This is a genomic window from Acidimicrobiia bacterium (assembly GCA_040880805.1).
GTDB lineage: Bacteria > Actinomycetota > Acidimicrobiia > IMCC26256 > DASPTH01 > DASPTH01.
Map to the genome: position 1 here is coordinate 1 of JBBDHW010000042.1, position 11887 is coordinate 11887.

Genomic DNA, 11887 nt, shown 5'->3' on the forward strand with positions numbered 1-11887 from the left:
CCGGAAGGCGACCCCTCGGCCTGGTTCACCGCCTACGACTTCCCCGCGATCAAGCTCAACCCGATCCCGTCACGCCCGGTCCCGATCCTCATCGGCGGACACTCCGATGCCAACCTGCGGCGCGCCGCTCGCATCGCCGACGGCTGGATGGCGGCCGGCGGTTCGCCGGAGGATCTCACCCAGTGGATCGGCCGCATCCAGGTGCTCCGGCGCGAGTACGGGCGTGAGGGTGAGCCGTTCGACATGTACGCCACGAGTTTCGACTCGTTCAGCGTCGACGGCATCAAACGGCTCGAGGATCTCGGTGTGACGCACACTTCGGGTGGATTCGGACGCTTCAACCCCTACGGCATCGAAGCGGACCCGGAGACGCTGAAGGAGAAGATCGACAACCTGCGCCGCTACGCCGACGACGTCATCGCGAAGGTGCGGACGTGATGGACGTCGTCGTCGTCGCTTCGACGTACCTCGACGCGCTCGTGTCGCGAGACGCCGACAGTGCGCTGCTCGCGCCTTCCGTCCGACGGACCAACAATGGCGTGTTGGCGGTCGAGGGTGCGGATGCCATCCGCGAGATCATCCGTCACGAGCCGCTCACCGACATGGGCGGGCGTCGCTGGGTGGTCGACGGCGAACACGCCATCGCGTTCTACGACCTCGAGGCCACAGTGGGCGCCGAGATCTGGCCCGCGTACGTCGCCGAGCACTTCGTCGTCCGCGACGGGCTGATCCAGGAACTCGACATCGTCTTCGTCGGGGATCCGGCGAAGCGGTCCCGTCCGGAACGGCCGGTGCGATATCCCGATGGCAACGACGCGCGCGACGTGGTGCTCGGCATCGCGCAGGCGTACGTCGCCGCGTTGCAGAGCCACGACGCGTCCGAGGTTCCGCTCGCCGAACGGGCGTACCGCATCGAGAACGGCGTGTACATGGGGAGCACGGGAGCGGAGATCCGTGCTGCCCTCGAAGATGGTGGCATGAGCATCATCAGCAGGATCGAGGACTTGCACTGGTACGCGGGCGCGGGAAGCGCGGCCGCGTACTACACGCTGTTCGTCGACGCCGGTGATGCCGGCACTGTTGTATGCAAGATCGGTGAGCGGTTCCGCGTGTACGAGGGCGAACTGGTCGAGATCGAGGTCGTCTATTCCACGGAGATCGTCGCGTAGGATCAACCGGATGGTGCGTCTCCGGGCAGCGTTTCTCGTGGTCGTGCTCATCATGTCGGTGCTCGCGGCCATTCCCGTTGCGCGCGCGGCAACCAATACGACGACACCGGGGTACCAGAGTGTGTTGACCGGCGCCATCGCCGAGCTCCAGCGCTATTGGGCCCGCGAGTATCCCGATCTCTACGGCGAGCGGTACCAGCCGATTCCTCGCGCGCGCATCATCGCGGCGCGACCCGGCGTGAAGATGCCGGCGTGCCAGGGTCACAAGACGGTCTACGCGGACGTCAGGGGGAACGCGTTCTATTGCTTGGAGAGCAACTTCATCGCCTACGACGATGTGCAGCTCATGCCGGATCTTGCCGACACGTTCGGAACGTTCTCGGTGGCGCTCGTGCTCGCGCACGAGTGGGGGCACGCAGTCCAGGACCGTGCCGGCAACGGCGACCAGCAGACCGTCTACATGGAGCAGCAGGCGGACTGTTTCGCGGGTGCGTTCCTCCACCACGTCGCGGAGAACGGCAACTCGTTGACGCTCAAACTTGGCGACCTCGAGGCGTCACTGGGCGCGATGCTCATGCTGCGCGACGCGCCCGGACGGTCGGCGGCGGACCCGTCGGCGCACGGCAGCGCCTTCGACCGGATCGGCGCGTTCCAGGACGGCTTCGAATCGGGCGCCGAGAAGTGTGCGACGTACTTCGACGATCCGCCGGTCCTCGTGGAGATCCCGTTCTCGAGCGAGGAAGAGGCGCAGAGCCAGGGCGAGGTCAGCGCCGAAGACGTGATCCCTCTCGCGGTGAAGCTGCTGAACGCCTTCTACTCGCAGGTCGAACCGAACTACGAACCACTCTCACTCCGCGACATCACGTCGTTCGACAGCTCGAAGCGCAGCACCATCCCGAAGTGCGGCCGGACCACGCTCACGCTCAAGCAGGTGCAGAACCGCGTCTTCTATTGCATCGACGATGGCTACATCGCGTTCGACGACCCATTCCTGCAGCGCATCTACGACGAGATCGGCGACTTCGGCGTGGCGTCACTCATCGCGAACCCGTGGGCTACGTACGTGCAGACCATCCAGGACATCCCCGGCGTGGCCGGCAACGGTCTCGAAGTGGTCTTCCAATCCGACTGTTACAGCGGGGGCTGGGCCGCTGCGTTGTTCAACGGTGCCTTGGAGGGTGGGAGCCTGTCGCCCGGTGACCTCGACGAGTTCGTGGAGGCCTTCCTCGTGTACAGCCGCGCCCGCGGCGTGGAGGCGAACGTGCCGATCACGTTCTTGCGGGTGGAGTTCTTCCGAGTCGGCTTCCTCGAGGGCTACAACGCCTGCAACTACGACGACATCGCCGCCGCCGTTGCCAACATCTGAGGCGGATCTCCGGCCGCTGTCACTTTCAGCTGCGCTGGGCGACGACCAGGAGGCGGCGGGACTCGAAGGTGAACGGCAGCAGCGAGAAGCCGCCGTACCACGCCTCGGGCACGAGACCGGCGGCGCGCAGCATGCGATCGACGTCGGTCGCGGTTTAGAGGCGAACACGGTGGGTACGTTCGTGCCGGGATCCCTCCCGGTCCACCCATTGGTGCGTCACCGCGTTGACACCGGTGACGGCGTCGAACTCGCGCAATTGGGTGACCAGCGTGCCGTCACTGAGCTCGGACCAGTCGCGCGACGCGTAACGAGCCACGAGGCTGTCGCGGTGGGCAAGCTCCAACACGAACCGACCACCGGGGCGTAGCGCATCGGCAATCGATTGCAACGCTCGCTGGTTCTCTTCGTCGTCGTAGTACCCCCACGCCGTCAACAGGTTGAGGGCCACATCGAACGCGCGCTCGTACGGGATCTCGCGAATGTCACCGTGCACGAATTGGACGGAGACGCCGACGTCGTCGGCCGTTTCGGCCGCGCGCTCGAGGAAGAACTCGGACGAGTCCAGACCGACGACGTCGTATCCCGCCGCGGCCAGGCGGACGGAGTGCCGCCCGACGCCACATGCCGCGTCGAGCACGCGGGCCGGTGGATCGGGGAGCAGCGTGCGCAGCGCGGCAACCTCGAAGTCGGTGTGCTCGTCGTCCGGGAAGCCGAAGAGCTCGGCCTCCAGCGCGCTCATGGTCTCGCTGATACGCCGGGCCCGCGTCTCGGGCTTCTTCGCGGAGTCGCGGAGCCACGCGGTCCCGGCTCGACGACCGCGCGGAAGCGCTTGGTGGTTGGCATGGTGGATGTCTACTTGGCCGCGCGCTCTTCCGCGGTGCGGTAGTCGCCGAACCGTTCGTCGCGCTTCTGCAGCGCGTGGGTGAGCCCCTCGGCGCGGTCTGCCATGAACGCCTGGAACGTGGCGGTCCGCGTGGCCTGGGTGCAGAGGGGGATGCCCGCCTTGATCGAGTCGCGGAAGCCCATGATCTCCATGGCCTGGTGCACGGTGCGCTTGTTGATCTGCGCGATGTCGGTGGGGATGTTGGCAACGCGCGATGCCATCTCGAGTGTGCGCTCCTCGAGCTCCGCTGCCGGGAACGCGCGCGTCGCGTAGCCGCATTCGACCGCTTCGACGCCGCTCAGCGGGTCGCCCGTGAGCATCATCTCCATGCCCTTGCGCATGCCACACATCCACGCGTGGTACTGCATGTCGGGTGTGCCGAAGCGCACGGCGGGATACCCGATCTTTGCGTCCTCGGCCACGTACACGAGGTCGCAGCCGGTCGCGAGCTCGCTCCCGCCCGCGAGGCAGTAGCTGTGCACTTGGGCGATGACGGGCTTGGCGAGGTCCCAGATGCTCGTCCAGTAGCCGGTGACCTGGCGCTGGAACTGACCTTCACCCGAGGTGAACCAGTCGGCGGGCGCGCCGGCATCGGGCGGGTCGCCGCCGAGGTCGTAGCCGGCCGAGAAGCACTTGCCCGCGCCGCGGATGATCGACACCCGCACGTCGGGGTCGGCGTCGGCCTCGCGCAGCGCAAGGATGATCTCGCGGCGCAGAGGCGTGTTGAGCGCGTTGCGCTTCTCGGGGCGGTTCAGTGTGATTCGCCGCACCATCGGCGCGGGATCGTCGACCAGGATCACGGAGTAGCTCACGTCGCCTCCAGTACATGGCTGCGGCCGGCGGCCGCGAACTGTTCCCGCAACGCCGAGGCGTCGTCGGGTGTGAACGGAACGTACGCCAGCTCGCGGCCCGGGCGCCACCAGATCGGATCGCCGACGGACCAGCGTTCGTGCACGAGTTGACGCTTGAGGATCTTGTTGGTCTCGGTGACGGGCAGTCGCCCGACGATCCGTACGAACGTGGGCGCCCACTTGGTGCCGAGGTCGTGCTGCTCTGCGAGGAAGTCGACGAACGCGTCCGGATCGAAGGCCACACCCGGAGCGAGTTGGATCGCGGCCATCACCCGATCCCCGACTTCGGCGTCGGGCACGCCGTAGACCGCGGGGAGGACTACGGGCTCCCAACGCAGCAGGATGCGCTCGACCGGTGCCGCCGCGAAGTTCTCGCCGTCGACGCGGATCCAGTCGGCGGTGCGCCCGGCGAAGTAGAAGAAGCCCTCGTCGTCGCGGTAGGCGAGGTCGCCGGTCCAGTAGGCGCCGTCTCGGTACCGCTCGCGCATCGCCTCCGCGTTCTTCCAGTAGCCCTCGAATCCCTGCGCGGCGAGGTTGACGATCTCGCCCGTTGCCTCCTCCGCGTTGAGCAGCCTGCCGTTCGTGTCGAAGCGCGCGGGCGGGCACTCCTCGCCCGTCTCCGGGTTGATCACCTTGACCGCGTCGGAGCCCTTCCCGAGCGAGCCGACCGGCGTGCCGGGGACGCGGCTGATCGTCGCGCCGGTCTCGGTCTGCCCGTATCCGTCGGTGAGCGGGCAGGCGAAGCGGGCCTCGAAGCGGCGCATGTCGGCTTCGTTCCCCTCGTTGCCAAACCCGCGAACCAGCGGGTTGTCCGCGTCGTCGGTGTGCTCGGGCGTGTCGAGGATGTACGCGAGCGGCTTGCCGACGTAGTTGAAGTAGGTGGCGCCGTACTTGCGGACATCGGAAAGGAACGCGGAAGCGGAGAAGCGCCGCCGCAGCGCCATGGCTGCGCCCGCGACGATCGTCGGCGACCAGGCGGTGAACAGCGCGTTGGAGTGGAACAGCGGCATCGATGCGTAGGTGACATCGGTGGGCTGGAGTTTCAGCGTGGTCGCCATGGTGGTGGCGATGCGATCGAGTCGCTCTTGCGAGCACACGACCGCCTTCGGCGCGCCAGTCGTGCCCGATGTGAACAGCAGGAAGATCTGGTCTGACGGCTTCACCGTGGCGGTCGGTAGGGGAGCGTCGGTGAACGGCTCGACGACATCGTCGTACGACGGCTCGTCGATGACGAGCACGCGTCCGTCGGCGGCGCCGAGGTCGAGACCGTCGAGCAACTCGAGGTAGCGCGTCTCGGTAACGATGAGCTGGCATTCGGTGTGGTCGATGTCGCGTTCGAGACCCGCGCCGCGGCGCGTGGGGTTGATGCCGACAATGGTTGCGCCGCACATCGCGGCCGCACCCGACCACATCGAGAAGTCGGGCACGTTGTCGAGCATCAGACCGATGTGCGGCGCACCGTCGATCCGCATCGCAACGAAGAGCGCGGCGCGCGCGGAGCACGCGCGCACCCATTCGGCGTAGGTCCAGGACTCGTCCTCGAAGAGGAGGGCGACGTTGGGATCGCCCGCGCGCGCCTTGACGTGGTCGGCGAAGACCCCCTTCATGGGTCGCTCGCTACTCGGCGGGATACCCGCCTCGCTCGCGCTCGCTCCCGCCATCTACCGTGCAGTAACGGTTTCGGTGTCGCGCCCCGAACGGAGCACCGTTCCGGGGGTGGCGCCGGTGGGCTTGCCGTCTTCGACGATCGCGGTGCCGTTCACCAGCACGCGCGCGATGCCGACGGATCCCGCGGTGAGGCGCGCGGATTCGCCGGGCAGGTCGCGCACGAGGGTGGCTTCCTCGGAGTCGACCGTTGCCGGGTCGAACACCACGATGTCGGCGATTGCCCCCTCGCGGAGCACGCCACGGTCGCGCAAGCCGAACAGCGAGGCGGGCGCGCTGGTGATGAGCTGCACCGCGCGCTCGAGGCTGACGAGCTGGCGGCCGCGCAGACAGTCGGCGAGAAAGCGCGTCGTGTAGGGCGCGCCACACATGCGGTCGAGGTGCGCGCCGGCGTCAGAGCCGCCGATCATCGCGCGCGGGTCGTTCCACACCTGGCGGCGCATTTCCCACGACGCGCCGTCGTCGTCCTTCGGGACCGGCCACAACACGGTGCGCAGGTCGTCGGCGATCACGATGTCGAGCAGCGTGCCGAAATTCGACTTGCCGCGCTCGGCTGCGATCTCGCCCACCACTCGCCCGCGCAGGGGTTCGTTCTCGGGGGAGTACACGTCGCCGAGGCGGTAGTCGCCCCAGTCGGCGAGGCGCCGGAACACTCCCGCTTCCTGCGACAACGACCGCTCGAGCAGCCACACCCGCGTGTCGGGGTCGGACAGTCGCTTGATCCGCTCGGGCACCGGATTTCCCATGACCTCCTGCCAGCCGGGCAGGAGCCAGATCGCGCAGAAGGTGAGGAAGCTCATGTTCATCGGCACGCCGACCGGCATGGTGAGCGCGACGAGGCGACCGCCGAGCTCTACGGCGCGGTCGCCGGCGCCGAGTTGGCGCGGAACGCGGTCGGGCTCACGCGAGTCGATGGTGAGCACGTTCCAGTTGAGCGGACGGTCGGCCGCCGCGCTGAGCGTGCCGAGCAGTTCGATCTCGTCGTCGGAGAACTGGTCGAGGCAGCCCTGCACGATGCCCTCGAGCGTGGTGCCGGGGTGCGCGCCCGTCTCCTCGCACATCGCGACCAGTTCTTCGGATGTGGACCAGCGGCTCGCGACCGGTTGGCCGTCGCCGTCGCTGTGCGAGGACGACTGCGTGAACGAGAAACCGAGCGCGCCGGCTTCGAGGGCCTGCGCGAGCTCAGCGCGCATCGCCGCGATCTGCTCGGGCGAGGCTTCGTTGCCGATCGCGTCGGTGCCCATCACGTAGCGACGGATCGCGCAATGGCCGGCGAGGAAGCCCGCGTTCACCGCGATGCCGCCTTCGAAGCGGTCGAGGAACTGGGCGAAGGTCTCCCACTGCCAGTCGGAGCCGTGTTCGAGCGCCGGGAGGGGCATGCCCTCGACCTTCGCCATCATGCGGCGGAGGTAGTCGTCGTCGCCCGCGCGGAGCGGTGCGAGCGCGAACCCGCAGTTGCCGCCGACGACGGTGGTGACGCCGTGCAAGCTCGACGGGCTCGCGGTGGGGTCCCACATGAGTTGGGCGTCGTAGTGCGTATGGGGGTCGACGAAACCGGGAGCGACGATGCACCCGGTGGCGTCGATCTCGCGTGCCGCTTCCTCGTGGATCTTCCCGATCGCGACGACGCGGCCGTCTCGGATCCCGACGTCGGCGACGACGCCCGGCGCGCCCGTGCCGTCGACGACGGTGCCGCCTCTGATGACTTCATCGAGCAACGCAAGACCCCCGCGTACGACGAGAACTGACGAGGCGCCAGAACTGTAGCCTTGGCCCCCGAACAATCGCCCTGGGGCGGGCATCGCCAAGTACGACGCGAAGGGGACGTCATGGCCGACTGGTCCGACCACGAATGGAAGCTGCTGATCGGCGGCGAACTCGTCGACGGTGGGAACGGAACGTCCGCGATCGTGAACCCGGCCACCGAAGCGGTCGTGGGACTCGCGCCCGAGGCATCCGTCGACCAGGCGCTCGACGCGGCCCGCGCCGCGCAGGAGGCGTTCCCGGCATGGGCCGCTACTCCTGTTGCCGAGCGCGCCGCGCTGCTGCGCGCGGTCACCGAGCGTCTCATGAAGCTGCAAGCCGACCTCGTGCCCTTGATCATCGCCGAGACCGGTGCCACGGCCACCGTCGGCTCGCGGATGCAGGTGCCGGTCGCGATCGAGCGATTCGAGCGCTACGCGCGTGACGCCGGCAAGAACCTCGGAATCGCCCTCCCGCCGTCGCCGGTGGCGTCCACGCCGCTCGCGCCGGGTGCGCTCATGGGCGCGTACGTGAACCGCCAACCGGTGGGAGCGGTCGCGTGCATCTCGCCCTACAACTTCCCGCTCACCAACATCGCCGGGAAGATCGCACCCGCGCTCGCGGTGGGTTGCACCGTCGTGGTGAAGCCCGCGCCGCAGGACCCTCTGGCGATCCTCGTGCTCGGGGAGATCATGCGCGACGTGGGGTTCCCGCCGGGTGTCGTGAACGTGGTCACGTCGGCCGCCGTGGCACCCGCGGTGGCCCTCACCGAGACGCACGACATCGACATGGTGTCGTTCACCGGCTCCACCGCCGCGGGGAAGGCGATCTACCAGGCGGGTGGCGCCACGATGAAGCGGATGTTGCTCGAGCTCGGCGGTAAGGGCGCGGCGGTGGTGTTCGACGATGCCAACATGGACCTTGCCGTCACCGCGATCGGGAGCGTGTACGCGTTCCACAGCGGGCAGATCTGCACCGCGCCGACGCGAGCGATCGTTCACCGCAGCCGCTACCAGGAGCTGGTCGACCGGCTCGCGGCGATGGCTGGCGCGCTCCCGGTTGGCGATCCGCTGTCGGAGGACACGATCGTGGGTCCGCTGATCTCGGCGGCGCAGCGCGACCGCGTGGAGGCCTACGTCGGCGCGGGTGCCGACGAAGGTGCTGAGATCGTCGTCGACGGACGCAATCCCGCCAACGTCGAGCGCGGCTTCTACGTGGCGCCCACGCTGCTCGCGTCGTGCACCGCGGAGATGAAGCCGGTGCGCGAAGAGATCTTCGGTCCGGTCGTGGTGGTCGTTCCGTTCGACGACGACGACGAAGCCGTCGCGATCGCGAACAGCACCGACTTCGGGCTCTACGACTACGTGTTCACCGCGGACAGCGAGAAGGGCTTCCGCACCGCCGGCCGCCTGCGCTCCGGGAACGTCGGCATCAACACCGCGCAGCGCAACATGGAAGCGCCGTTCGGCGGGTTCAAGATGAGCGGCATCGGCCGCGACGGCGGCGACTTCGGACTGCTCGCCTACACCGAGATGCAGTCTGTCATGTGGCCCGGATGACCACCCCGCACGCAACCTGCGTCGTTCAAGGTCGTAGAGCGACCACAGGTGACGCCGGTTCGATCTTGGAGTGACGATGGCTGACCAGAAGGCACCCATGCTCGATGGGATTCGCGTGATCGAGTGTTCGTTGCTCGGTCCGGCGGCGATCACGTCGCACCTCGTCGACTTCGGTGCTGAAGTGATCAAGGTCGAGGCGCCGTCGGGCGACTACGTGCGGCAGATGACGTGGCCGATGGTCAACGACATCTCGCTCATGCACCTGCACCTCAACCGGGGCAAGCAGTCGTTGGTGCTCGACCTGAAGGTGCCGGAGGCGATCCAGGTGTTCGAGGCGCTGGTGCGCGAGTCGCACGTCGTCATCGAGGCGATGCGTCCCGGGTTTCTCGAGAAGCGCGGGCTCGGCTACGCGCGCCTGCGCGAGCTCAACCCCGCAATCGTGATGTGCACGATCTCCGGCTATGGCGCCACCGGCCCGTACCGCGACCTTCCCAGCCACGGCATCGCGTTCGACGCGTGGGCGGGCACGCTGCAACCGGTCGTCGACGACGAGGGCTTCTGCCACATCCCCGACCAGGCGAACATCGGCATCACCGCGGGCCCCGCCTTCGGCGCGATCGGCATCCTCGCCGCACTCGTGCGCGCGGAGAAGACCGGCGAAGGCGGCAACATGGAGATCGCGCAGTCCGACGCCGCCGCGTACTTCGACTGGTACCGCATCGAGACGTGGAAGGGCTACGACGAGCGTCCCGACACCGAGGTCACCGGTAACCCGTCGGACGACTACGAGCGGCGGGCCCCGGGCCTCGGCGGCATGTGGGAGGGCGTGCGCTACCAGTACTACGAGGCGGCCGACGGGCACATCCTGTTCATGGCATCAGAGCAGGCGTTTTGGAAGAACTTCTGCGAAGGCGTCGACCGGATGGATCTCTTCGAGAGGTGGCCCGGCAAACGCATCGCCGATCACGCTCGCGGCAACAAGGAGCTCCAGGTCATCCTGCGCGACATCTTCAAGACGCGCACGATCAACGAGTGGATCGCGTTTGCCGACAAGCACAACACGACGATCGCGCCGGCGAACACACCGCGAACCGTGCGCGACGACCCGCAGTTCCAGGACCGCTTTCGGTGGACGACGCGCGAGCAGACCAGCGCGGAGGAACTTCTCTTCCCGTTACACGTCGAAGGCGAAGAGCTCCCGGTCCCGATGATGGCACCGACCGTGGGCGAGCACACCGACGAGGTCCTCACCCGCGTGCTCGGCTACGACGCCGACCGGCTCGCGAAGGTGAGGGCGACCGGCGCGCTGGGGTAGCCGCCGGCTGACCGAAGTCGATCAACCCGCCTCAGTGGCAGGCGCCCGTGCCGTTGTCGGTGAACGTGCCGACCGCCGGCCGGAACGCCCACTCATAGCCGTTCGCGCGCAAGGTCAACCGCAAGATGCCGAAGCTCGTCGAGTCACGAACCTCGCTGTTCGGCTTCGGGGTGCCGGTGGCGTAATGGGAGCGACCGCCGCTGCCGACTACGAACTGGCGGACGCCGCGAGCGCCGTCCGCAACGCCACTCGGGTTCTGGGGCGCAAAGCGCTCGTAGTCGTGGTCGTGGCCGTTGAGCACGACGTCGGCATTCGCGTCATAGAGGGCTTGCCACAGCGCGGCGGTACTGGCATCGCTGCCGTGCAGACCGGACGAGAACCGGGGGTGGTGCCAGAAGGCGAGGGTGCAGGCTGCAGGATGCGCGCTCAGGTCGGCACGCAGCCACTGCTCCTGGGCGGAGCCCGCGGCGCAGCCACCGATCGCGGCGCAGTTCGAGTTCAACGCGACGAGGTGCCACGCGCCGACGTCGAAGCTGTAATAGCCCTTCGTGCGATCGCCGGCCGCCGTGCCGAAGTAGTCGTAGTAACCGGCGGCGCCCGTGGTGCCGTAGTCGTGGTTGCCCGGAACCGGGCGCGTGTTCGCCTTCACGCGTCCCCACGATGTCTCGTACGACTGCTGGTACTTGACGAGCGCGCCGTTCTCGTACTGGTTGTCGCCGAGGAGCAGCACTGCCGCGTCGGTTCCGTTGACGAGCAGGTCGGAGGTGGCGAGCTGGCGACACTCGGTCGCCGTGCCCTGCCCGCCGTTGTACGCGCTGGAGGTGGGATCGCACGCGATATCGCCGGCTGCCGCGATAACCGGGTCGCCCGGGAGCGGCGTGACATCGTCGTTGAGAATGGTGCCGACGCCGACGGCTCGTGCGATGGTCGCCCCGGCTGCGTTCGACAACCGCACGGAGAACTGCTCGTCGGCTTCGACCGTCGTATCGCCCACCACCGAGACGTTCACCCGCGCGGTGCGCTGACGCTTCGACAGCACCAGTGTCCCGCTCCGGTCGGTGAAGTCGCCGGGCGAGGTCGCTGAACCCGAGGAGGTCGCGTATGTGACGCTGATCGTGCCCCGAGCCGAACCCGACAAGGCCACCGTGAAGCTGAAGGTCGAGGTGCCGGCCTGTCCCTCGTTCGCGGCGACGTCGGAGATCGCCAGCGTGGCGTTGGTCGCGCCCGACGCCGGGACGACCCAAAGGCCGACTGACACCGCGAGCAGCCCGGCGCTTGCCGCCCACACAGTTCGCCGCCGCCTCATGCGTCCCTCACCCTCGATCCGGTGCAGCCC

At 68.1% G+C, this 11887-nt stretch carries 10 protein-coding genes; 5 read left to right on the forward strand and 5 right to left on the reverse strand.

What is annotated here, in order from left to right; translation table 11 throughout:
- The 3 genes from WD271_10705 to WD271_10715 form a co-directional block, all read left to right on the forward strand.
- Positions 1-438: LLM class flavin-dependent oxidoreductase (locus WD271_10705; protein MEX1008299.1), on the forward strand; the 438-nt coding region annotated here is incomplete at its 5' end.
- Positions 438-1169: a nuclear transport factor 2 family protein gene (locus tag WD271_10710; protein MEX1008300.1), complete on the forward strand. Its 732-nt coding sequence runs from the start codon at positions 438-440 to the stop codon at positions 1167-1169. The genes WD271_10705 and WD271_10710, both read left to right, overlap by 1 nt.
- 10 nt (positions 1170-1179) lie before the next feature.
- Positions 1180-2535 (forward strand): neutral zinc metallopeptidase, encoded by a 1356-nt coding sequence (locus WD271_10715; GenBank protein MEX1008301.1) that lies wholly within the window; start codon positions 1180-1182, stop codon positions 2533-2535.
- Between the two features lie 154 nt (positions 2536-2689).
- Here the strand turns inward: WD271_10715 and WD271_10720 are convergent, their stop codons facing one another.
- From WD271_10720 to WD271_10735, 4 genes are all read right to left on the reverse strand, one after another.
- The gene (locus WD271_10720) at positions 2690-3274 is read right to left on the reverse strand and encodes a class I SAM-dependent methyltransferase (GenBank protein ID MEX1008302.1); all 585 of its coding nucleotides are present in this window, start codon (positions 3272-3274) and stop codon (positions 2690-2692) included.
- 113 nt (positions 3275-3387) lie between these two features.
- Positions 3388-4230 (reverse strand): enoyl-CoA hydratase-related protein, encoded by an 843-nt coding sequence (locus tag WD271_10725; GenBank protein MEX1008303.1) that lies wholly within the window; start codon positions 4228-4230, stop codon positions 3388-3390.
- Complete coding sequence (locus tag WD271_10730; GenBank protein ID MEX1008304.1) at positions 4227-5876, reverse strand: AMP-binding protein; 1650 nt, start codon at positions 5874-5876, stop codon at positions 4227-4229. The genes WD271_10725 and WD271_10730 overlap by 4 nt, the downstream gene beginning before the upstream one ends.
- A gap of 54 nt (positions 5877-5930) precedes the next feature.
- A complete protein-coding gene (locus tag WD271_10735) occupies positions 5931-7652 on the reverse strand; it encodes an amidohydrolase family protein (GenBank protein ID MEX1008305.1) in 1722 nt (573 codons plus the stop codon).
- A gap of 111 nt (positions 7653-7763) precedes the next feature.
- Between WD271_10735 and WD271_10740 the strand changes: the two genes are divergently transcribed.
- Positions 7764-9236: an aldehyde dehydrogenase family protein gene (locus WD271_10740; protein ID MEX1008306.1), complete on the forward strand. Its 1473-nt coding sequence runs from the start codon at positions 7764-7766 to the stop codon at positions 9234-9236.
- 76 nt (positions 9237-9312) lie between these two features.
- Complete coding sequence (locus tag WD271_10745) at positions 9313-10551, forward strand: CoA transferase (GenBank protein MEX1008307.1); 1239 nt, start codon at positions 9313-9315, stop codon at positions 10549-10551.
- Positions 10552-10582: 31 nt separating this feature from the next.
- Here the strand turns inward: WD271_10745 and WD271_10750 are convergent, their stop codons facing one another.
- Complete coding sequence (locus WD271_10750; GenBank protein MEX1008308.1) at positions 10583-11857, reverse strand: Calx-beta domain-containing protein; 1275 nt, start codon at positions 11855-11857, stop codon at positions 10583-10585.
- Positions 11858-11887: the final 30 nt, after the last annotated feature.